The organism is Microbacterium maritypicum, assembly GCF_008868125.1.
GTDB lineage: Bacteria > Actinomycetota > Actinomycetes > Actinomycetales > Microbacteriaceae > Microbacterium > Microbacterium maritypicum.
The window spans coordinates 1792097-1812402 of sequence record NZ_WAAQ01000001.1; the positions used below are offsets into that span (position 1 = coordinate 1792097).

A 20306-nucleotide genomic window follows, 5' to 3' on the forward strand; every position below is an offset into this window, starting at 1 on the left:
GCGCCTACGCCTCGTCGTTCTCCAGTTCGGCCTGGACCTCGGGGGTCAGATCGAAGTTGGTGAACACGTTCTGCACGTCTTCGCTGTCTTCCAGGGCGTCGATCAGACGGAAGATCTTGCGCGCCGTGTCGGCGTCGATCTCGACCTTGAGGTTCGGGACGAACTCGACGTCGGCCGATTCGTAGTCGATCCCCGCTTCCTGGAGCGCGCTGCGCACGGCCACGAGGTCGGTCGCTTCGGTGATGACCTCGAAGCCCTCGGCGTGCGGCTCGATCTCCTCGGCACCCGCCTCGAGCGCCGCCATCATGACGTCGTCCTCGGAGGTGCCCTCGGAGCCGACGACGATGACGCCCTTGCGGCTGAAGTTGTAGGCCACGCTGCCCGGGTCGGCCAGCGTGCCGCCGTTGCGGCTGAGAGCCGTGCGCACCTCGGCGGCCGCGCGGTTCTTGTTGTCGGTCAGACACTCGATCATGAGCGCGACACCGTTGGGCCCATAGCCTTCGTACATGATCGAGAGGTACTCGACGGCCTCGCCGCCGATACCTGCGCCGCGCTTCACCGCGCGATCGATGTTGTCCTTCGGGACAGAGGTCTTCTTCGCCTTCTGCACCGCGTCGAAGAGCGTCGGGTTGCCCGCCAGGTCAGGTCCGCCGAGCTTCGCGGCGACCTCGATGTTCTTGATGAGCTTGGCCCAGGACTTCGCGCGCCTGGAGTCGATGATGGCCTTCTTGTGCTTCGTGGTCGCCCACTTGGAATGCCCGGACATAAGTCTCCGCTCGTCGTATCCGCGTGAGCTCGCGCTCAGCGCGTCGTCCATTCTATCGAACGGCGCGGGTGGCGCAGGATAGAGGAATGCGCAGATCACGACACATCGCTCCTGCACGGCTCTCCTCGCACGTGCGCGACGGCGAGCCGACACCGGCCGACGCCTTGCGCTACCTGGTCCATCTGCCGGACGACTACGACGCCGATCAGGAGAAGCTCTGGCCCCTCGTGCTGTTCCTGCACGGTGCCGGAGAACGAGGTTCCGAGATCGACCTCGCCGCCGTGCACGGCCCGCCGATGCTGGCGGATGCCGGCCGCGAGTTTCCCTTCGTCCTCGTCACACCCCAGTGCGCGGAGTCGAGTCAGTGGGTCGCCGAGGTCTCGACGCTGTCCGCACTGCTCGACGAGGTCGTCGCGGCGCACCGCATCGACCCGGCGCGCATATCGGTGACCGGACTCAGCATGGGCGGGTTCGGGACCTGGAGTCTGGCGGTGCGCTATCCGGAGCGGTTCGCCGCGATCGCACCCATCTGCGGCGGACTGTGGGTGCAGAGCGCCGCGCCTGTGCGCAGCCTGCCCGTCTGGGCGTTCCACGGCGACGCCGACGATGTCGTGCCGATCTCCGCCACGGAGCTGATCGTGACCGAGCTCCAGTCGCTCGACGCCGACGTGCGGTTCACGCGATATGCGGGCGTCGGTCACGATTCCTGGACCGAGACGTACGCGAACCCCGAGTTCTACGACTGGCTGCTCTCCCACCACCGGGTCGATCTCGACATGGAGGGCACCGCACGATGAACACCGGAGCTGATCGCCTCCGGCCCGCCTGGACGGCGCTTCCTCAGTCGATACGCGCACAGATCGTCGGGGCGATCGGGGGCGACTTCGTGACCGACCGGCCCGCACACGGCGGCTTCAGCGCCTCCTATGCGGGCGTCGTGACGACCACGGCAGGTCATGCCTTCGTCAAGGCCTGCGGTGCCGACTGGCACGCGGACTCGCTGCACTTCCTCCGCGAGGAGATGCGCACGCTCGTCGACCTGCCGTCTTCGGTCGCTCCGCGCCTCCTCGCCGCCTTCGACGACGCCGCGGGTGCCGCACTCGTCATCGAGGCGATCGACGGACACCACCCCGGTCGACCGTGGACGCTCGAAGACCTGCACGCCGTGGCTGAGGCCCTGCGAGCGCTCTCGACCACCGCCGCACCGTCGGAGATGCCGCGAGCGGAAGACCGGATGATCCCCGGCTTCACCCGGTGGGCGGAGATCGCCGCGGATCCCCGTCTCCTCGATGCTCTGCCCCACGACCTGCCGGCGCGGATGCCGCAGCTCCTGCGGATCGAGGAGGACCTCAGCGACGCATTGCACGGCGACGTCATCGTTCATGACGACGTGCGCGCAGACAACATCCTCATCAGCGGCGCACGAGCGCACCTGCTCGACTGGCCGCATGCGCGCCGGGGTGCTGCGTGGGTCGACCTGCCCTGTCTGCTGCCGAGCATCGAGGCGTCGGGTGGGCCGACCTGCGAAGAGGCGTGGGCTGTGTTCGAAGACCACGATGCGCCGTCGCAGATCGAGTTGCTCCCCGTGATCTCCGCGTTCGCGTCGTTCCTCTGGTACCAGCAGGCACAACCGGAGATTCCGCAGCTCCCTGGCCTTCGCGCCTTCCAGCGCGCGCAGGCGGCTCCGGCGCTGCGCTGGCTCGCCACGCTGCTCTGATCAGACGCGCGGCGTCACCATCGCCCGTCGGCGCGCTTCGACCCGCGCGAGGAAGCGCTCATGGAAGCGCTTCTCCCCCGTGATCTCGGGGTGGAAGCTCAGCCCGAGCAGTTCTCCCTGCTCCACCGCGACGACGCGACCGTCCGGCAACGCCGCCAGCACCTGGGCACGCGGACCGACCGACTCGACCACGGGGCCGCGGATGAACGCCGCAGAGACCGGCTCCGTACCGAGAGCGGGGACGTCGAGCTCGGCCTCGAAGGACTCCACCTGACGTCCGAAGGCATTGCGGCGGACGACGACGTCGAGCCCGCCGAACGATTCCTGCCCGTCGATCGCGTCGACGATGTCATCGGCGAGCATGATCAGTCCCGCACAGGTGCCGAGCACCGGCATCCCTGCCGCGATCGCGTCGCGGATCGGCTGTTGCATCCCGAAGATGCGGGAGAGCTTGTCGATCACGCTCGACTCTCCGCCCGGGATCACGAGGCCGCCCACCGACGAGAGCTCGTCGGGACGACGCACCAGAACCACGTCGGCGCCGAGGCCCGTGAGCAGGGCGGCGTGCTCGCGCACGTCGCCCTGCAGCGCGAGGACACCGACCCGAGTGCTACCAGCCACGCTCGGCGAGGCGGTGCGGTGCCGGGAGGTCGCTGACGTTGATGCCGACCATGGCCTCGCCGAGACCCCGCGAAACCTCGGCGATGACCTTGGCGTCGTCGAAGAAGGTCGTCGCCTTGACGATCGCCTTCGCGCGCTCGACGGGATTGCCCGACTTGAAGATCCCGGATCCGACGAATACGCCGTCGGCGCCGAGCTGCATCATCATCGCCGCATCCGCAGGGGTCGCGACTCCGCCAGCCACGAACAGCACGACGGGGAGCTTTCCGGTCTCGGCGATCTCGGCCACGAGCTCGTAGGGTGCCTGCAGCTCCTTGGCCGCGACGAACAGCTCATCCTTGGGCAGCGCGGTGAGCGCGGCGATCTCGCCGCGGATCTTGCGGATGTGCTTCATCGCCTCCGAGACGTCACCGGTACCGGCCTCGCCCTTGGATCGGATCATGGCCGCGCCCTCATTGATGCGACGCAGCGCCTCGCCGAGGTTGGTCGCACCGCACACGAACGGCACAGTGAAGCCGTACTTGTCGATGTGGTTCACGTAGTCGGCGGGCGAGAGCACCTCGGACTCGTCGATGTAGTCGACGCCGAGCTCCTGCAGGACCTGCGCTTCGACGAAGTGCCCGATGCGGGCTTTGGCCATGACGGGGATCGACACCGCGTCGATGATGCTGTCGATCATGTCGGGGTCGCTCATGCGCGAGACGCCGCCCTGCGCACGGATGTCGGCCGGCACGCGCTCGAGCGCCATGACGGCGACGGCGCCGGCGTCTTCGGCGATCTTCGCCTGCTCTGCCGTGACGACGTCCATGATGACGCCGCCCTTGAGCATCTCGGCGAGTCCGCGCTTGACGCGCGAGGATCCGGTGGTTGTCTGCTCTGCCATGGGGAACTCCTGTCGGATGCACCGAAGTCGGTTTTGATCTAGGTCAAACATAGCACTGTCCGATTCGACCTAGAATCGCTGAGGAGGACCATGAGCGACCAGATCACAGGCACCACCGCATCGGACATCGCCGACAGCGTGCGTTCCCTGCGCGATCGCGGAATCCTCCACGCCGGTGCGGTGCTCCCCCCGGTGCGGGAGCTCGCGGCCACGCTGGGTGTGAACCGGAACACCGCCGTCGCGGCCTATCGACAGCTCGCCCAGGCGGGCCTGGTGATCTCTCGCGGCCGAGCGGGCACCGTCGTCGCCGGCCTCGAAACGGTGGCGCAGGAGGGGTACGCCTCCGACACGGTGCTCCGCGACATCGGCACGGGGAACCCGGATCCGCGGCTCATCCCCGACCCGGCGCCCGCGCTGATGACCATCGCATCGCGTCCGGTGCTCTACGGCGAGCCCGTGATCGACGAAGGCCTCGAGCAGTGGTCGAGCCGGTGGATCACCGGCGATCTCGCAGAACACGACTTCCGGATCACGATCACGAGCGGCGCGGTCGACGCCGTCGAGCGCCTGCTGGCGCAGGCGCTGATGCGCGATGACGCCGTCGCACTGGAAGACCCCTGCTTCCTAGCGAGCATCCACACGGTACGACTCGGCGGGTACCGCGCGGTTCCCGTGCCCGTCGATGCCGAGGGCATGACGGTCGACGGCCTACGTTCCGCGCTGACGGCCGGAGTCCGCGCCATCATCTGCACGCCACGGGCCCAGAATCCGACCGGAGCGAGCCTCACCGCATCCCGGGCCGCTGAACTGCGCGATGTGCTCGCCGACCACCCCTACGTGCTGATCATCGAGGACGATCACTTCTCGATGCTCTCGCAACGGCCGTACGAGTCGCTCATCGGGCCGGACCACCGCCGGTTCGCCCTCGTGCGCTCCGTCTCGAAGTTCCTGGGACCCGATATGTGCCTGGCCATCGCGGCGACCGACGCCGAGACCGCCGAGCGCCTCGCGATGCGGCTGAGCCCCGGCACCACCTGGGTCAGCCACCTCCTGCAGCGTCTCGCCCTCACCCAGCTCACCGACGAGACGGTGCGGGCAGAAGTCGCCTCTGCCGCGGCGCACTACGCGCAGCGGAACGCCGCCTTCGCCGCCCGGCTGCGCGCGAACGGCATCGAGGCCACGGCATCCGACGGGTTGAGCCTGTGGGTGCGGCTCGGCCAGCCTGCACGCGCCGTCGCCGACCGGCTCATGCGGCGCGGGTGGCTCGCCCGCACCGGAGACGACTTCGCCCTCGACGAGAAGGCGGAGCCCTCGCACCACCTGCGCCTGACCGTGCACGACCTCTCCGACGACGAGGCCGAGTCCCTGGTCGCAGATCTCGTCGCCGCGGGGCGATGACCATCCACGGCGGGTATCGGCCCGCCCTGAACGAAAGAGTCGGAGAATGAAGATCCTCTCCATCCAGTCAGCCGTGGCCTACGGGCACGTCGGCAACTCCGCCGCCGTGTTCCCACTGCAGCGCATCGGCGTCGAGGTGCTCCCGGTCTACACCGTGACCTTCTCCAACCACACCGGCTACGGCGCCTGGCGCGGACCGCTGATCGCGCCCGACGACGTGCGCGAGGTCATCAAGGGAATCGAGGAGCGCGGCGTGTTCGACCGGATCGACGCGGTCCTCAGCGGCTACCAGGGCGGTGAGGGCATCGGCGACGTGATCATCGACGCCGTCGCACGGGTCAAGGCCGCGAACCCGAACGCCGTCTACGCGTGCGATCCCGTCATGGGCAACGCGAAGTCCGGCTGCTTCGTCGCACCCGCCATCCCGGTGCTGCTGCGGGAGCGCGTCGTCCCGGTGGCCGACATCATCACGCCGAACCAGTTCGAACTCGGCTTCCTCACCGACACCGAGCCGGACACGCTGGAGTCCACCCTCGCGTCCGTCGATCTCGCACGCGCCATGGGCCCGCGCACCGTGCTCGTGACCAGTGTCGAACGCCCCGACCGCGAAGAGGGCACGATCGAGATGCTCGCCGCCGACGACGAGGGCGCGTGGGTCGTGCAGACCCCGCACCTGCCGATGAAGGCGAACGGCTCCGGCGATGTGACCGCAGCGTTGTTCACCGCGCACTACGTCGAGACCGGAAGCGCGAAGATCGCCCTCGAGCGCACGGCATCCAGTGTGCATGACCTGCTCAAGGCGACGCTCGAATCCGGTGAGCGCGAACTGCAGCTCGTCGAGGCCCAGGAGTTCTACGCCCACCCGCGGATGCAGTTCACGGCACGTCAGGTGCGCTGAGCCCCGTCGTCTCGCTCACCGCTCGCTCGACGACCCCGGTCTGTCGAGCGGGCGAGCGAGGCTGTCGGTCTCAGCTGCCGGATTCCGGCCAGGCCGCCGCGACGGCCTCGCGCACCTCGCCGAGGAGCTGCGGAAGCGCCTTGGTCTTCGCGATGATCGGGAAGAAGTTCGCATCCGACGTCCAGCGCGGCACCACGTGCTGATGCAGATGGGCGTCGACGCCCGCTCCGGCCACCGCCCCCTGGTTCATCCCGAGGTTGAAGCCGTCACAGCGTGACACCTCACGCAGCACCCGCATGGCCGTCTGCGTCAGCGCGCCGATCTCGGCGACCTCCTCAGCCGTCGCCTGGTCGTACGTGGCGATGTGGCGGTAGGGGCAGACGAGCAGATGTCCCGAGTTGTAGGGGAAGAGGTTCAGCAGCACGTAGGCCGTCTCTCCCCGGGCGACGACCAGCCGCTCGGCATCCGGGAACTTCGGCGCCTCGCAGAACGGGCACTCCTCGCGAAGCGGCTCGGGCCCTGCCTGGATGTACGCCATCCGGTGCGGGGTCCACAGCCGCTGGAACTCGTCCGGGACTCCTGCGAGCACTCCGGCATCCTCCAGCGGCTGCGCCCCGTCGGTCACGCCAGATCCCCTGCCTTCAGCACGAGCGCGTGGGACGCGATGGCGGCGCCGATACGACGCACCGCGTCCTCGACCGGGACGCCGTTCTCCTGCGTGCCGTCGCGGAAGCGGAACGACACGGTGCCAGCGGCACGGTCCTGCTCCCCGACGATGAGGATGACGGGGACCTTCGCGGTCGTGTGGGTGCGGATCTTCTTCTGCATGCGGTCGTCCGAGTGGTCGACATCGGCCCGGACCCCCGCCGCCCGCAGCTGCGCGATGACGTCGTCCAGATAGTCGCCGTACTGCTCAGCGACCGGAACACCCACAACCTGGCTGGGTGCGAGCCACAGAGGGAAGTCGCCGGCGTAGTGCTCGAGGAGGATCGCGAAGAACCGCTCGACGGAGCCGAGGAGTGCACGGTGGATCATGACCGGCCGGTGCTTCTGGCCGTCGGGACCGGTGTACTCCAGTTCGAACCGGTCCGGCTGGTTGAAGTCGAGCTGGATGGTCGACATCTGCCAGGTGCGGCCGATCGCGTCACGCGCCTGCACGGAGATCTTGGGACCGTAGAAGGCCGCTCCGCCGGGGTCGGCGACCAGTTCGAGCCCGGACTCGATCGCGACCTCACGCAGCGTGTCGATCGCCGTCGACCACTGTTCCGGCTCGCCAAGGAACTTCGGGTTGCCCTCTTCGTTCGTCGACAGCTCGAGGTAGAAGTCGTTGAGTCCGTAGTCGCGGAGCAGGTCGAGGACGAGGTTCAGGTTGGTGGTGAGCTCTTCCTTGACCTGGTCCTGAGCGACGTAGATGTGCGCGTCGTCCTGCGTCAGGCCGCGCACGCGGGTCAGGCCGGACAGCGTGCCGCTCTTCTCGTAGCGGTAGACCGTGCCGAACTCGGCCAGTCGCAGCGGCAGCTCGCGGTAGGAGCGCCCGCGCGAACGGAAGATGAGGTTGTGGAACGGGCAGTTCATCGGCTTCAGGTAGTAGTCCTGCCCCTGCCGGGTGACGTTGCCCTCCTCATCGACGACCTCGTCGAGGTGCATCGGCGGGAACATGCCGTCCGCATAGGTCTGCAGGTGACCCGACGTCATGAAGAGATCCTTCTTCGTGATGTGCGGGCTGTTCACGAGGTCGTACCCGTTGCGCAGCAGGTGCTTGCGCAGGTTCTCCTCGATCTCGTAGCGGATGATGCCGCCCTTGGGATGGAACACCGCGAGTCCGGAGCCGATCTCGTCCGGGAAGGAGAACAGGTCCATCTCGGCACCGAGCTTGCGGTGGTCTCGGCGCTCCGCCTCGGCGATGCGCTCCTGATAGGCGCGCAGCTCTTCCTTGGTCGGCCAGGCCGTGCCGTAGATGCGCTGCAGCTGCGGGTTCTTCTCACTGCCGCGCCAGTACGCGGCGGCGATGCGGGTGAGGTCCCAGCCGTTGCCGATCATGCGCGTGTTCGGCAGGTGCGGACCGCGGCAGAGGTCCTTCCAGACGACCTCGCCGTCGCGGGTGGTGTTGTCGTAGATCGTCAGCTCACCCTCGCCGACCTCGACGGACGCGCCCTCGGCCGCCTCCTGGGCGCCCTTGAGCCCGATGAGCTCGAGCTTGAACGGCTCGTTCGCGAGCTCGGCGCGAGCTTCCTCGTCGGTGACGACACGGCGGACGAAGCGCTGGCCCTCGCGGATGATGCGCTGCATCTCCTTGCTGATGGCCTTGATGTCCTCGGGCGTGAACGGGGTGTCGACGCCGAAGTCGTAGTAGAACCCGTCGGTGATGGGCGGACCGATGCCGAGATTCGCCTGCGGATTGATGCGCTGCACGGCCTGAGCCAGCACGTGGGCAGCGGAGTGACGGAGAATGTTCAGCCCGTCCGCGCTGTCGATCGTGACCGGCTCGATCACGTCGGTGTCGGTCACGGTCGTGGCGAGATCCTTGAGATCGCCGTTGACGCGCATCGCGACGACGTTTCGGTCAGTGAACAGGGCGAAGCCGTCATTCGGCCGGGCGTTTTCAGGCACAGAAACTCTCCATCTGGGTCGGTACCAGGTTACTCGCCCGGCTGGGCCCTCCTGACCGCCACCCGCGTGAAGATCAACGGCACGGATGTGCCTCTCCGGCGGGTTCAGCCGCGACGGTCGGCTCCGCCCGACGCGATCACGATCCCCGACTCGTAGGCGTCGATCACGAGCTGCGCCCGATCGCGCGCGTGCAGCTTCGACATGATGCGATTCACATGGGTCTTCGCCGTGTGCGGTGAGATCACGAGGTCGTCCGCGATGTCCTGGTTCGAAGCCCCGCCCGCCACGAGGAGCAGCACTTCCCGTTCGCGTTCCGTGAGCTGGCGCAACGGCTCGCTGCTCCAGGCATCGGCGCGTGGATGCTGTGGCAGCACCGAGCGTTCGATCAGCGACCGCGTCGCCGCCGATGACAGGAGCGCCTCCCCGCGATGCACCACTCGGACGGCACCGACGATGTCCTCCGGCTCCGCACCTTTGCCGATGAACCCGCTGGCGCCGGCACGGAGGGCGGCCACGACGTAGTCGTCCTCCTCGAAGGTCGTCAGGATGAGCACGCGGGGCGTCGTGGTCAGCGGCGCGCTCATGATCTGCGCAGTGGCGGCGATGCCGTCGAGCTCCGGCATCCTGATGTCCATCACGACGACGTCCGGCATCCATCGGCTCACCGCGGAGACCGCCTCCCGCCCGTTCGCCGCCTCGCCGACCACCTCGATGCCGCCGTCGGCGAGGATGTCGCTGACGGCCTGCCGCACCAGCGGCTGGTCATCGACGACGAGCACCCGGATCATCGTGCGCCTCCATCGAGGGGGATCCGAACGTCCAGGCGGAACGCGCCGTCGGCGGTGCCGTCCTGCACGTCTCCGCGGACGGCGACGACCCGCTCGCGCAGCCCGCGCAGCCCGTGGCCACCGGCATCCGACACGGAGCCCGGTTGCGCAGCCGTCTGATTGACGACGACGAGGCGGAGCGCATCGTCCTCCACCCGGAGACGAACGCGCGCCGAGCCGTCCGCTCCATGCTTGTGCGCATTCGTCAGACCTTCGAGAACCACGAGGTAGGCGACGTGATCGCTGGCCGGCGACAGGGCGGGTCGGTCGAGATCGTCGTCCAGATCGACGTCGAGCCCCGCCTCGCGAAACTGCCTGACCAGCCCATTTAGACCGGCCAGCCCGACCTGCGGGCGCAGGTCGCGCACGTCGTCCGGATCGTCGGAGCGCAGCAGCGCCATCAGTCCGCCGATGTCGGCGAGCACGGTACGGGAGGAACGTCGGATGGTCGTCAGGGCCTCGCGCGCACGCTCCGGACGGACCTCCAATGCGGACGACGCGACGCCTGCATTGAGACTGATGACCGAGATCTGATGGGCGACGACGTCGTGGAGGTCCCTGGCGATGCGCACCCGTTCCTCCGCGACCCGACGCCGTGCTTCCGTATCTCGCCCCTGCTCGGCGCGTTCCGCTCGTTCCGTCATGGCGCGCACGAACTCGCGTCGCGACCTGGCCGCGTCTCCCAGGGCCCCGGCGAGGGCGATGATGAAGACGAACTGCAGCGCGCGGGCATCGAGGAGGTCTCCGCCGAGCGGGATCGCGCTGACGAAGAAGACGAGCACCGTCGCCGCGCTCACCGCGATGATCCCGACGAGTCGTCCACGGCGGTCCACGACGGCGTAGGCGCTGATCGCCGTGGCGATGAGCGCGCTCGGCGACATGACGCCCGTGAGCGCCAGGACCGTCGCGCACAGCAGGCTGAGGGTGAGCACGACAAGTGGAAGCCGTCGACGGAAGGGCATCGCGGCCGCGGGGACGAGGGCTGTGACGAGCATCCAGCCGCTCGCACGGAAAGCGTCGTCCGGGAAGGGTGACACGGCGAACAGGACCACCACGACCACGGCGATCACGTCGCCGACCGGCGCCGGGATTCGCGGAGGACGGGGTGCCGACATCACACCAGTATTCCCCGCGACGCCGGCACGGGGATCCCCCGACGGGATGAGCTGCGTGTACTGCGCTCGCAGTACACGAGTGTCCGCGGCAGGGCGACGCGACGGCGGATGCCGGACGGCACGCTGGAACGAGGGCGCACAGGGCGTGCGCCGAGAGGGGTCGGCATGAAGAAGCCTGTCAAGAGAGTGCTCGTCGCGCTCACATCCGTCGTCGCGGTGATCGCACTCGGTCTGACGGCCACCACCGTCGGCAATGCGGTGGCCACCACGATCGAACAGGATCGCATCGAGCCCTACGGCCAGAAGGTCACCGTGGACGGGCTCGACATGAACGTCATGATCACCGGCGAGGGTTCAGAGGACATCGTGCTCCTGCCGGGGTTCGGCACCGCATCGCCCGTGCTCGACTTCGAGCCGCTCGTCGCGGAGCTGGCGCAGGATCATCGCGTCATCGTGGTGGAGCCGTTCGGCTACGGGCTGAGCGACGGCACGGACCGCGCCCGCACCACCGACAACATCGTGACGGAGACGCACGCCGCCCTGCAGGAGCTCGGCGTCGACGACTACGTCCTGATGGGACACTCCATCGCCGGCATCTACGGCATCCAGTTCGCGAACCGCTATCCCGATGAGGTCAGGGCGTTCGTGGGCATCGACAGCAGCGTGCCCGGCCAGCCCGGCTCGGACACCGAGCTGCCGGTCGGACTGTTCGGTGCCGCGAAGACCCTCGGACTGGTCCGACTCATCGCGTCCTTCCGTGGCACGGGCTACGACGAATCCGTCTACTCCGCGAAGGCACGGGAGCAGATCGCCCTGCTCACCGACCGGAACACGTTGAGCCCCACCTACCTGAATGCGATGTCTCTGCTTCCGGCGAACTTCGAGGATGCACTCGGCACGAGCTTTCCCGAGGACCTCCCCCTGCTGCTGTTCGTCGTCGCCGACAATCCGTCCGTCCCCACGTGGGTGCGGTTGCACGAGGAGCAGGCCGAGGCGGTCGCTGACGGCACGGTCGTGCCGCTCGACGGGGAGCACTACCTCCATCACACGCACACGCCGAGGATCGTCGACGAGTTCCGCTCCTGGGAGCGCACGCGGATGTCCGCCCCGCAGTGACGTGTCACAGCGCATTGAGGCGGCGGGAGTGGCGGGCAGTCAGACATCACGTAGCGTGAACGGATGGACAGAGCAGTCGCACGATGGATACTGGCGCTCGCGCTCGGCGCGATCGGGGTCGGCCACTTCCTGAGCACCCGGGGATTCCGTGTGGTGGTGCCGGACTGGGCCACGCGCCTCACCAGGCTCGACAAGGACACGATCGTGATCGCATCCGGTGCCGCCGAAGTCGCGCTCGCCGCCGGACTGCTCGCGCTGCCGAAGGAGCGCCGCCGCATCGGCTGGGCGACCGCGGCGTTCTTCGTCGCCGTGATGCCGGGGAACATCCACCAGTGGCAGACCCGGCGCTCGACGCCGGGACTCGACACGGATGCCCGGCGTTTCGGCAGGCTGTTCCTGCAGCCGCTCCTCGTACTGTGGGCGCTGTGGTCGACGAGCGGCGAGGCCCCTCGTCGTCGCAACCGCCGTCGCGGCTGAGCGACGAACCATGACCACGCGTTCCAGGAGAATGGTCCCATGACGTCTCCCTCGATCGTGTGGTTCCGCGATGACCTCCGACTCGCAGACAACCCCGCGCTGCGGGCAGCGATCGACCGAGGAGAACCGGTCATCGCCCTGTACGTGTTCGACGAGGAGTCGCCGGGCGTCCGTGCCATCGGTGGCGCAGCGCGCTGGTGGCTGCACCACTCGCTGGCCTCTCTCGACGAGCGTCTCCGCGACCGTGGTGGCGCCCTCGTGCTGCGTCGCGGCCCTGCCGAGCGCATCGTCCGCGAAACGGTGACCGAAGTCGGAGCGGGCGCCGTGTTCTGGAACCGCCGGTACGGGGGTCCCGGCCGCGAAGTCGACTCGGCGCTGAAAAGCTCGCTCCGGGCCGATGGACTCGAGGTCGCCTCCTTCGCCGGCTCGCTCCTCCACGAGCCCTGGACGGTCAGAACCGGAAGCGGCACGCACTATTCGGTGTTCACGCCCTTCTGGCGGGCCTGCCTCGCGCTGCCGGCGCCGCGTTCCCCTCTGCCGGAGCCTCGGTCGGTCCCCGGCCCGACACACATGCCGCCATCGGACACGCTCGACGACTGGAATCTCCTGCCCGCGACCCCGGACTGGGCCGAGGGGCTGCGCGAGACGTGGGAGCCGGGAGAACCCGCCGCGCGACAGCGGCTGAAGGACTTCCTCGAGCATGACCTCCCCTCATACGACCGCGCGCGGGACGAACCGTCAGCCGGGGCCACCTCGTTGCTCTCCCCCCACCTCCGATGGGGAGAGATCAGCCCGTTCACGGTCTGGCACGAGGCGGTCGGCGTCGACGGCGCCGGTGGATTCCTCTCCGAGGTGGGCTGGCGCGAGTTCGCCTGGCACACGCTGTACCACTCCCCCGACCTCGCCAGCGAGAATCTGCGGCCGGAGTTCGACGCCTTCCCCTGGCCGCCGTTGAACCCCGCCCACCTCGACGCGTGGCAGCACGGGGAGACGGGCGTTCCCCTCGTGGATGCCGGCATGCGTGAGCTCTGGCACACCGGCTACATGCACAACCGGGTCCGGATGGTCGTGGCATCCTTCCTCGTGAAGAACCTGCTCATCGACTGGCGCCTGGGAGAAGAGTGGTTCTGGGACACGCTCGTCGACGCCGACGAAGCCAACAACCCCTTCAACTGGCAGTGGGTCGCCGGCTCCGGAGCCGATGCGGCGCCCTACTTCCGCGTGTTCAACCCCGAACTCCAGGCGAAGAAGTTCGACCCGCAGAGCCTCTACATCTCGCGCTGGGCCGCCGACGCCCCCACCGAGCCGATCGTGGACCTGGCCGAGACGCGGAAGATCGCGCTCGCCGCCTACGAGCAGGTCAAGCGCGCACCGCGCACAGGACGCGACTGACGAGAGCGGCACCCACGATCGGATCGGCGAATCGAGTCGCCGACGCCGTCCATGCCAGACTGGAGCCGTGACCGAATCCAGGAAGCCAGCCGTCGTCCGCGGCTTCGCTGCTTCGTCACTGGCGATCTTCGTCGCTCTCGCAGGTCACGTCTCGGGCGGCGGGCAGATGCCCGGAGCGCTCGGCATCGCCGTGCCGTGGGTGTTCTCGTTCATGATCTGCGTGCTGCTCGCCGGTCGTTCTCTGTCGCTGATCCGATTGAGCATCTCCGTCGCGGTCAGCCAGTTCCTGTTCCACACGCTGTTCGTGCTCGGCACCGTCACGCCGTCCGGCGTCGCCACCCCGCACGTGCATGGGGCGCCCCTGGTGATCCCGGCGACGGCCGGTGTCCCCGAGGCCGTCGCCGCCGATGCGTCCATGTGGCTGGGACACGCGATCGCCGCACTTCTGACGGTGGCCGCGCTTCATCGGGGCGAGCGCCTGGTCCTCGCCCTCCGCGATCTCGCCGTGCAGGTGGTCCGCTGGCTGCGTCGCCGTGTCGATCATGTCCTGGTGCTTCCGGTCGCCCCGGTCGCCGGCGGCTTGCATGGTCGGTTCGATCTCGAGCGGGCCGTAGGCCTCGTCCTCCTCGCCACCCTCAGGGGTCGCGCTCCGCCTCTCTTCGCTGCGATCTGATCCGCGCCCTGTACCGGCCCGACCGGTCCTGTGGTGCGTCACCGCCGTGCGCCATCGATGCGCGCGGGTTCTGAACGCTTGCATGAACGTCGCGCACGCGACGTCTGATGAGAGGCCATTCCCATGTCCCCTGTCCGCAGGATTGCGGCCGGGTTGGCGTTGGCGACGGTCGCGACCCTCGCGATCGCCACGCCCGCGTCCGCCCACGACCAACTGATGTCCAGCACGCCGGCCGCCGATGAGCAGTTGGCTGCAGCGCCGGAGAGCATCACGATGACGTTCTCCGGCGAGCTCCTGGTGCTCGATGAGTCGCTGACCGGGGCCGTCGTCCTGGTCGTGGACGCGTCGGGGAAGGACTGGGTCTCCGGCGATGCGACAGTCGCCGGGCGCACGGTCACCGCCGCGCTCGAACCGGGAATGCCGACCGCCGGCTACCAGGTGCGCTGGCAGGTCGTGTCGGAAGACGGTCATCCGATCGCCGGGGTCATCCCCTTCACGATCGGCGACGCCGAACCGCTGCAGAGCCCCACCTCCGGCGGCTCGACAGCGACACCTCCGGCCTCCGCAGAACAGCCGGATCAGACCGCAGCAGATTCGGGCAGCGCCCTCAGGGTGCTGCTCATCGGCGCGGGCGGAGCGGCCGTGGCCGTCCTCGCCCTCGTCCTCATTCGATTCCTTCGTCGTCCTCGGACGGCAGCCGCTCCGCCGCACGACGGCGGATCCGCGGCAGATGACCTGTGAAAGGCACCATTGTGAACACCACCAAGAACCTCCCCCGCCTCGCCGCTGTGATCGCGGTCTCCCTGCTCGCGCTCACCGGCTGCACGCCGGAGAGCAGCACCTCCGAGTCCGCCTCCCGCCCGGCAGGCGAGACCGTCACCATCGAGGATGCCTGGGTGAAGTCGGCGGACGAAGGCATGTCCGCCGCCTTCGGCACCCTCCTCAACAGCGGTGACGACGATGTGACGGTCGTCTCCGTCACGTCCGAGGCGTCCGACATGATCGAGCTGCACGAGACGGTCGAGAACGAGGCCGGCGAGATGGTGATGCGCGAGAAGGACGGCGGATTCGTCATCCCCGCCGGAGGGAAGCTCGCCCTGGAGCCGGGAGCTAACCACATCATGCTGATGGGCCTCTCCGGTCCTCTCACCGCGGGCAGTGACGTCGCCTTCACTCTCACGTTCTCCGACGACTCCACGTATGAGTTCACCGCTCCGGTCAAGGACTACTCCGGCGCGAACGAGAACTACGAGGGCGGCGAAGAGCACGAGGGTATGGATCACTGATGTCGGCGCCCCTTGAGGGCGCCCGCTCCCGCCGCGCCGGGTCGACCCGGCGGCAGTTCCTCCTCGGAGGCGCTGTCGCCGGAGTCGGCGCGGTCGCGGCCGTGGGAGTGGACCTCGCCCTGAACCGCCAGGAGAGCGCAGCGAAACCGGTCTCCGCCCCGATGAACGGTGAGCTCACAGTGCCGTTCTTCGGAGTCCACCAGGCCGGTGTCGATACCGCAGCGCAGGCACACGGCATCTTCCTCGGCCTCGATCTCCGCGAGGATGTCGACCGAGAAGGTCTCACCCGCCTGATGCGCATCCTGACGGATGACGCGGCTCGTCTGACGCAGGGGCTGCCTGCCCTCGCCGACTCCGAGCCGGAGCTCGCGCTCTCCCCGGCGCGGCTCACGATCACCTTCGGGTTCGGTCCAGGGCTCGTCGCACGAGCCGCCGGAGCGGGGCCCTCCTGGCTCGCTCCCCTTCCGGCTTTCAGGGTGGATCAGCTACGGCCCGAGTTCTCGGACGGCGACCTTCTCGTGCAGATCGCCGGAGACGATCCGCTGACCGTCGCCCACGCGACGCGGATGCTCCTCAAGGACGCCCGCGGCTTCGCGAGTATCCGGTGGACACAGCAGGGCTTCCGCCGGGCCCATGGCACGGAACGCCCCGGCACGACGATGCGCAACCTCTTCGGGCAGGTGGACGGCACGACCAACCCGGAACCGGGCACGGAGCAGTTCGACGAGGTCGTGTGGAGCGCAGACGGGTGGCTCGCCGGAGGCACCGGGATGGTGATCCGCCGCATCCGCATGGATCTCGACAAGTGGGACCGACTGGACCGCAGCGGACGCGACGCATCCGTGGGGAGGACGCTCGCCAACGGCGCCCCGCTGACCGGGACCGAGGAGTTCGACGAACCCGACTTCGAGGCGACGACGGCGATCGGCTTCCCCGTGATCGCGCCGTTCGCACATATCCGACGCGCCCGCGGCGAGGGGAAGGAACACATCTTCCGCCGCGCGTACAACTACGACGAGCGACCGGTCGGCACCGAGGTGTCCGAATCCGGCCTGATCTTCGTCTCGTTCCAAGCCGATGTCGAGCGGCAGTTCGTCCCGATGCAGCGCAGACTCGATGAACTCGACCTGCTCAACGAGTGGACGGTTCCGATCGGGTCGGCCGTCTTCGCGATCCCACCCGGGTGCGCTGAGGGCGGATTCATCGGCGAGACCCTCCTCGCCTGAGACTCCGACCGTGCCCGGCGACGGCCGGGCACGGTCGGACACCCACCCGCGGCGCACGAGCGGTCACCGCACCTGCTCCCGCACGGGTCGATATCGCAGGGCGAACGAGCCGGAACGGAACTCCTGGCGGCCGATGAGCTCGAGAGGGATGCGCTCGCGCAGACCGGAGAGGAGCGCGGGCCCGTGTCCGGCGAGCACCGGCTGAACGACGAACTCGTACTCGTCGATCAATCCCAGATCGGCCAACGCCACGGGAAGCGTGACGCCGCCCACCCACACCGTTCCGCGGGACTCGAGGATGAGACGTCGAACCGCACGCTCGAGGTCGCCGCGAACAAGCTCCGCGTTCCAGTCGACCTCGCTCAGCGTGCTCGACACGACGTACTTCTTCGCCCCGTGGATGGCCTCGGCGAAGGGGATATCCCACGCGCTCATCCCGTCCGGCCACACACCCGTCGCGGGCTTGCGCCACGCGGATTCCATCATCTCGTAGGTCACCCGGCCGAAGAGCAGGGCGTCGGCGCGCTCCATCTCCGCGGTCCAGTACTGCATCGACTCCTCATCCGGCGCGGCGCCGGCCTCGTGATCGCAGCAGCCGTCGAGCGTGACGTTGATCGAGTATCGAAGCGATCCCATGATCGTTCTCCTTGGCGTGGGTCCGCATCTTCGCGGATCGCACCACCGTAACCCCCGCCGATACGGATCGCATCCTCCCGGTCGCACTCCGGACACGAAAAAACCCCCGGAGAACCGGGGGTTTCTGTCTGTGCGCGATACTGGGATCGAACCAGTGACCTCTTCCGTGTCAGGGAAGCGCGCTACCGCTGCGCCAATCGCGCCCGTTGGGGCTATTCAGTTTTCCCGTGAGGTGGCGACGGGATTCGAACCCGTGTAAACGGCTTTGCAGGCCGGTGCCTAGCCGCTCGGCCACGCCACCGTGTGGATTGACCCCACGTGCGGAAGATCTTCCGAAGAAGATCTCCTGCACTCGAGCGGATGACGAGACTCGAACTCGCGACCCCAACCTTGGCAAGGTTGTGCGCTACCAACTGCGCTACATCCGCATTTCGTTCCCGGTTGTCCCGGGCACTCATGAAACATTAGCCGAAGATCCGCACTCCGCCAAACCGGCAGCGAATCTCGCGCGTGTCTCGCCGAGTGGTCCACAGGGCCTCTGAGCGTCCGGTAGTATCGGTTGACGTACCCCGCGGGTATGGGCGATTGGCGCAGTTGGTAGCGCGCTTCCTTCACACGGAAGAGGTCATCGGTTCGAGTCCGGTATCGCCCACCACAGAACCTCCGATCCACTCGGGGGTTCTTTTCGTTTCCCCACCGCCTGGGCCGGAGACCTCCCGGTTCCCTCACGCGCGGCCGCCGGTCGACCTGCCGTCGCGCTACCCGACAGGGATACGCACGACGCGGTCGTCGCCTTCGTCCGGGTCTCCCCGACCGTCGGTGTTGTTCGTCAGCACCCACAGCGCCCCGTCCGGTGCGACCGCGACGTCCCGAAGCCTCCCGAGCGACTCGACGAGGAACTCGCCGGAGGCACGGAGGTCGGTGAGCGGCACCTGTCGGATCCGCTCTCCGCGGAGGTTCGCGATGAAGATCGACCCCGCGGTGATCGCGATGCCACTCGGACTCGCGATGCCGGGAGTCCACTGCTGCACCGGATCGATGAAATCCGCACGGTCAGCGATGCCCTCGACCCTCGGCCATCCGTAGTTGCCGCCCGGTTCGATCACGTTGAGTTCATCCCAGGTGTCCTGACCGAACTCGCTCGCGTAGAGCGTTCCGTCTTCGTCCCACGCCAGCCCCTGCGGGTTGCGGTGGCCCAGGCTGTAGACGGGCGAGCCCTCGAAGGGGTTGTCCTCCGGCACGCGCCCATCCGGTGTGACGCGGAGGATCTTCCCCGCGAGAGATCCGAGATCCTGAGAGCCTTCACGGTCGCCGGCGTCGCCGACCGTCACGTAGAGCATCCCGTCAGGGCCGAAAGCGATGCGGCCGCCGTTGTGGTTACCGGCGGCGGGGAGGGCGGAGAGGATCGTCTCGGGCTCACCGATCTTCATCGACCCCGGCGCGCCCGACAGGCCGAATCGTTGCACCCTGTTCTCGTCGGCGGCCGTCGAGTACGCGTACAGGTCGCCCTCGTGTACGGCGATACCGAGCAGGCCGCCTTCGCCGCGCGGCTCGACGCCCTCGATCACGCCCACCTCGCGCGTCTCACCCGCATCCGAGACCTCGACGATGCGGGCGGTGTCGCGTTCACTGAGCAACGCGGTGCTCCCGGAGAACGCGATGGACCAGGGGGCTTCCAGGCCCTGCACGATCGTCTCCCTCTGCTCCGGGGAGATGCTGACGGACCCCGAGGACAGCGTCGGCGAAGGCGGAGCAGGTGGTGTCGGCGCGCACGCGACGAGAGCGATCCCGGCGGCGCACAACGCGGCCGATGCCCTCAACCCTCGCCGCGTCGTCCTCATCACCGTTCCCTCGCCTCGCGTTCGACACTAGACGCGCTGCGCGCGGCGCAGAAGAGGCGTGTGTCCGAGGGGCCGCGTAGCCTGCCACGGTGTCGACGAATCAGCTTCTCCCCGGCCCCTGCGCGCTCTGCGGAGGCACACGGGGAGTACGCACGGAGGGCTCGTGGTGCTGCGCCTCCTGCGGATGGCGCGTCGGCGACGCCCCCGATCCCGACCTCCCCGTCCCCCGTGTCGACGTCGTCTACTACATCCGATTCGACCGTCGCGTGAAGATCGGCACGAGCCGGCGTCCGCGACAGCGGCTGGCCAGCATCAGGCACGACGAGCTCCTGGCCTTCGAGCGCGGCGGTCGCGCCGTCGAACAGCAGCGACATCGCGAGTTCGCCGCGATCCGGGAGGGCGGTGAGTGGTTCACCTGGACAGATGAGCTGCGGGCGCACGTCGCTGCCCTCCAGGAAGAGGGCGAGCCGTGGCCGCTGTACGGACGCTGGCTGAGCGGAGCATTGCGCGGTATCGACGCCGCGGCACCCGAGCTGTGACATGACGATGCCGGGCGACTGCTTCGGGAAGTCCAGTCACCCGGCACCGCGTCTCGGGAAGGATCAGGCTGTGGCGGCCCGACCCCGGGTGGTCGCAGGCTGCGGCTGGCATCGGGATGATTCCTCCTCGTGTGGCGCCGCGGTGCGCGACTCACCACTGGTTCGAAGCCCGATGCGGATCGGATTGCTCCTCACCTGCCTCCCGGCGGCCCCTCGAGCACCGAACGAGACACCACGGTCGATCGCCCCGGATCTTCGCGGCCGGGTCCCAGACACCACTGCTAC

Annotated in this window: 21 protein-coding genes and 4 tRNA genes; 13 read left to right on the plus strand and 12 right to left on the minus strand. The window is 68.4% G+C overall.

Annotated elements, in window-relative coordinates:
- Nucleotides 1-4 precede the first annotated feature (4 nt).
- A complete protein-coding gene (locus F6W70_RS08635; RefSeq protein WP_017830533.1) occupies nucleotides 5-766 on the minus strand; it encodes a YebC/PmpR family DNA-binding transcriptional regulator in 762 nt (253 codons plus the stop codon).
- Nucleotides 767-852: 86 nt separating this feature from the next.
- Between F6W70_RS08635 and F6W70_RS08640 the strand changes: the two genes are divergently transcribed.
- Both F6W70_RS08640 and F6W70_RS08645 read left to right on the plus strand, forming a co-directional pair.
- A complete protein-coding gene (locus F6W70_RS08640) occupies nucleotides 853-1563 on the plus strand; it encodes a carboxylesterase family protein (RefSeq protein WP_151486397.1) in 711 nt (236 codons plus the stop codon).
- Nucleotides 1560-2483: an aminoglycoside phosphotransferase family protein gene (locus F6W70_RS08645; protein ID WP_151486398.1), complete on the plus strand. Its 924-nt coding sequence runs from the start codon at nucleotides 1560-1562 to the stop codon at nucleotides 2481-2483. The genes F6W70_RS08640 and F6W70_RS08645 overlap by 4 nt, the downstream gene beginning before the upstream one ends.
- Here F6W70_RS08645 and pdxT read toward each other — a convergent pair whose 3' ends face one another.
- Together pdxT and pdxS are read right to left on the minus strand one after the other, a co-directional pair.
- A complete protein-coding gene (gene pdxT, locus F6W70_RS08650; RefSeq protein ID WP_055872475.1) occupies nucleotides 2484-3104 on the minus strand; it encodes a pyridoxal 5'-phosphate synthase glutaminase subunit PdxT in 621 nt (206 codons plus the stop codon). It lies immediately after the preceding gene.
- Entirely contained in the window at nucleotides 3094-3987 is an 894-nt protein-coding gene (gene pdxS / locus F6W70_RS08655; protein ID WP_151486399.1) for a pyridoxal 5'-phosphate synthase lyase subunit PdxS, read from the minus strand. Before pdxS ends, pdxT begins: the two co-directional genes overlap by 11 nt.
- Before the next feature lie 90 nt (nucleotides 3988-4077).
- Between pdxS and F6W70_RS08660 the strand changes: the two genes are divergently transcribed.
- Both F6W70_RS08660 and pdxY read left to right on the plus strand, forming a co-directional pair.
- A complete protein-coding gene (locus tag F6W70_RS08660) occupies nucleotides 4078-5385 on the plus strand; it encodes an aminotransferase class I/II-fold pyridoxal phosphate-dependent enzyme (RefSeq protein ID WP_151486400.1) in 1308 nt (435 codons plus the stop codon).
- Between the two features lie 46 nt (nucleotides 5386-5431).
- Nucleotides 5432-6283, plus strand: a complete 852-nt coding sequence (gene pdxY / locus F6W70_RS08665; protein WP_151486401.1) for a pyridoxal kinase PdxY — start codon at nucleotides 5432-5434, stop codon at nucleotides 6281-6283.
- 70 nt (nucleotides 6284-6353) lie between these two features.
- On the opposite strand, the gene F6W70_RS08670 is transcribed toward pdxY, so the two are convergent.
- The 4 genes from F6W70_RS08670 to F6W70_RS08685 all read right to left on the minus strand — a co-directional run bounded on the left by F6W70_RS08670 (nucleotide 6354) and on the right by F6W70_RS08685 (nucleotide 10835).
- Nucleotides 6354-6908 carry an HIT family protein gene (locus tag F6W70_RS08670; RefSeq protein ID WP_055872471.1) on the minus strand — a complete coding sequence of 185 codons (555 nt, stop codon included), beginning with the start codon at nucleotides 6906-6908 and terminating at the stop codon, nucleotides 6354-6356.
- The gene (thrS, locus tag F6W70_RS08675) at nucleotides 6905-8830 is read right to left on the minus strand and encodes a threonine--tRNA ligase (RefSeq protein WP_241244677.1); all 1926 of its coding nucleotides are present in this window, start codon (nucleotides 8828-8830) and stop codon (nucleotides 6905-6907) included. Before thrS ends, F6W70_RS08670 begins: the two co-directional genes overlap by 4 nt.
- A gap of 167 nt (nucleotides 8831-8997) precedes the next feature.
- Entirely contained in the window at nucleotides 8998-9681 is a 684-nt protein-coding gene (locus tag F6W70_RS08680; RefSeq protein ID WP_151486402.1) for a response regulator, read from the minus strand.
- Nucleotides 9678-10835: a sensor histidine kinase gene (locus F6W70_RS08685; RefSeq protein WP_151486403.1), complete on the minus strand. Its 1158-nt coding sequence runs from the start codon at nucleotides 10833-10835 to the stop codon at nucleotides 9678-9680. The genes F6W70_RS08680 and F6W70_RS08685 overlap by 4 nt, the downstream gene beginning before the upstream one ends.
- A gap of 165 nt (nucleotides 10836-11000) precedes the next feature.
- Here F6W70_RS08685 and F6W70_RS08690 point away from each other — a divergent pair, with 165 nt between their 5' ends.
- The 7 genes from F6W70_RS08690 (at nucleotide 11001) to F6W70_RS08720 (ending at nucleotide 17005) form a co-directional block, all read left to right on the plus strand.
- Nucleotides 11001-11951, plus strand: coding sequence for an alpha/beta fold hydrolase (locus F6W70_RS08690; protein WP_151486404.1), 951 nt, complete (start codon nucleotides 11001-11003; stop codon nucleotides 11949-11951).
- A gap of 63 nt (nucleotides 11952-12014) precedes the next feature.
- Nucleotides 12015-12428, plus strand: coding sequence for a DoxX family protein (locus F6W70_RS08695; protein WP_055872466.1), 414 nt, complete (start codon nucleotides 12015-12017; stop codon nucleotides 12426-12428).
- 39 nt (nucleotides 12429-12467) lie between these two features.
- Nucleotides 12468-13820 (plus strand): cryptochrome/photolyase family protein, encoded by a 1353-nt coding sequence (locus F6W70_RS08700; RefSeq protein WP_151486405.1) that lies wholly within the window; start codon nucleotides 12468-12470, stop codon nucleotides 13818-13820.
- Nucleotides 13821-13887: 67 nt separating this feature from the next.
- Nucleotides 13888-14493: a hypothetical protein gene (locus tag F6W70_RS08705; protein ID WP_151486406.1), complete on the plus strand. Its 606-nt coding sequence runs from the start codon at nucleotides 13888-13890 to the stop codon at nucleotides 14491-14493.
- 123 nt (nucleotides 14494-14616) lie between these two features.
- Nucleotides 14617-15234, plus strand: a complete 618-nt coding sequence (locus tag F6W70_RS08710) for a copper resistance CopC family protein (protein WP_055868009.1) — start codon at nucleotides 14617-14619, stop codon at nucleotides 15232-15234.
- A gap of 11 nt (nucleotides 15235-15245) precedes the next feature.
- On the plus strand, nucleotides 15246-15779 hold the full coding sequence (locus F6W70_RS08715) for a copper chaperone PCu(A)C (RefSeq protein WP_151486407.1): 534 nt from the start codon (nucleotides 15246-15248) through the stop codon (nucleotides 15777-15779).
- Nucleotides 15779-17005, plus strand: coding sequence for a Dyp-type peroxidase (locus F6W70_RS08720; protein WP_055867994.1), 1227 nt, complete (start codon nucleotides 15779-15781; stop codon nucleotides 17003-17005). The genes F6W70_RS08715 and F6W70_RS08720 overlap by 1 nt, the downstream gene beginning before the upstream one ends.
- Before the next feature lie 63 nt (nucleotides 17006-17068).
- Here F6W70_RS08720 and F6W70_RS08725 read toward each other — a convergent pair whose 3' ends face one another.
- The 4 genes from F6W70_RS08725 to F6W70_RS08740 form a co-directional block, all read right to left on the minus strand.
- On the minus strand, nucleotides 17069-17641 hold the full coding sequence (locus tag F6W70_RS08725) for a dihydrofolate reductase family protein (protein WP_151486408.1): 573 nt from the start codon (nucleotides 17639-17641) through the stop codon (nucleotides 17069-17071).
- A gap of 131 nt (nucleotides 17642-17772) precedes the next feature.
- A tRNA-Val gene (locus F6W70_RS08730) sits at nucleotides 17773-17844 on the minus strand.
- 27 nt (nucleotides 17845-17871) lie between these two features.
- Nucleotides 17872-17942 (minus strand) — tRNA-Cys (locus F6W70_RS08735).
- Between the two features lie 54 nt (nucleotides 17943-17996).
- Nucleotides 17997-18069: transfer RNA gene (locus F6W70_RS08740), tRNA-Gly, on the minus strand.
- A 151-nt stretch (nucleotides 18070-18220) separates the two neighbouring features.
- Between F6W70_RS08740 and F6W70_RS08745 the strand changes: the two genes are divergently transcribed.
- Nucleotides 18221-18296, plus strand: a tRNA-Val gene (locus tag F6W70_RS08745).
- Nucleotides 18297-18399: 103 nt separating this feature from the next.
- On the opposite strand, the gene F6W70_RS08750 is transcribed toward F6W70_RS08745, so the two are convergent.
- Entirely contained in the window at nucleotides 18400-19482 is a 1083-nt protein-coding gene (locus tag F6W70_RS08750; RefSeq protein WP_318278841.1) for a PQQ-dependent sugar dehydrogenase, read from the minus strand.
- Between the two features lie 89 nt (nucleotides 19483-19571).
- Between F6W70_RS08750 and F6W70_RS08755 the strand changes: the two genes are divergently transcribed.
- Complete coding sequence (locus F6W70_RS08755; RefSeq protein ID WP_151486409.1) at nucleotides 19572-20021, plus strand: GIY-YIG nuclease family protein; 450 nt, start codon at nucleotides 19572-19574, stop codon at nucleotides 20019-20021.
- The last annotated feature ends 285 nt before the right edge of the window (nucleotides 20022-20306 follow it).

What these genes read in the sequence shown, in the direction of transcription:
- F6W70_RS08635 (WP_017830533.1), bottom strand. Translation starts at nt 766, where the DNA reads ATGTCCGGGCATTCCAAGTGGGCGACCACGAAGCACAAGAAGGCCATC.
- F6W70_RS08640 (WP_151486397.1), top strand. Translation starts at nt 853, where the DNA reads ATGCGCAGATCACGACACATCGCTCCTGCACGGCTCTCCTCGCACGTG.
- F6W70_RS08645 (WP_151486398.1), top strand. Translation starts at nt 1,560, where the DNA reads ATGAACACCGGAGCTGATCGCCTCCGGCCCGCCTGGACGGCGCTTCCT.
- pdxS (WP_151486399.1), bottom strand. Translation starts at nt 3,987, where the DNA reads ATGGCAGAGCAGACAACCACCGGATCCTCGCGCGTCAAGCGCGGACTC.
- F6W70_RS08660 (WP_151486400.1), top strand. Translation starts at nt 4,078, where the DNA reads ATGAGCGACCAGATCACAGGCACCACCGCATCGGACATCGCCGACAGC.
- pdxY (WP_151486401.1), top strand. Translation starts at nt 5,432, where the DNA reads ATGAAGATCCTCTCCATCCAGTCAGCCGTGGCCTACGGGCACGTCGGC.
- thrS (WP_241244677.1), bottom strand. Translation starts at nt 8,830, where the DNA reads ATGCGCGTCAACGGCGATCTCAAGGATCTCGCCACGACCGTGACCGAC.
- F6W70_RS08680 (WP_151486402.1), bottom strand. Translation starts at nt 9,681, where the DNA reads ATGATCCGGGTGCTCGTCGTCGATGACCAGCCGCTGGTGCGGCAGGCC.
- F6W70_RS08685 (WP_151486403.1), bottom strand. Translation starts at nt 10,835, where the DNA reads ATGTCGGCACCCCGTCCTCCGCGAATCCCGGCGCCGGTCGGCGACGTG.
- F6W70_RS08690 (WP_151486404.1), top strand. Translation starts at nt 11,001, where the DNA reads ATGAAGAAGCCTGTCAAGAGAGTGCTCGTCGCGCTCACATCCGTCGTC.
- F6W70_RS08695 (WP_055872466.1), top strand. Translation starts at nt 12,015, where the DNA reads ATGGACAGAGCAGTCGCACGATGGATACTGGCGCTCGCGCTCGGCGCG.
- F6W70_RS08700 (WP_151486405.1), top strand. Translation starts at nt 12,468, where the DNA reads ATGACGTCTCCCTCGATCGTGTGGTTCCGCGATGACCTCCGACTCGCA.
- F6W70_RS08710 (WP_055868009.1), top strand. Translation starts at nt 14,617, where the DNA reads ATGTCCCCTGTCCGCAGGATTGCGGCCGGGTTGGCGTTGGCGACGGTC.
- F6W70_RS08720 (WP_055867994.1), top strand. Translation starts at nt 15,779, where the DNA reads ATGTCGGCGCCCCTTGAGGGCGCCCGCTCCCGCCGCGCCGGGTCGACC.
- F6W70_RS08725 (WP_151486408.1), bottom strand. Translation starts at nt 17,641, where the DNA reads ATGGGATCGCTTCGATACTCGATCAACGTCACGCTCGACGGCTGCTGC.
- F6W70_RS08750 (WP_318278841.1), bottom strand. Translation starts at nt 19,482, where the DNA reads ATGAGGACGACGCGGCGAGGGTTGAGGGCATCGGCCGCGTTGTGCGCC.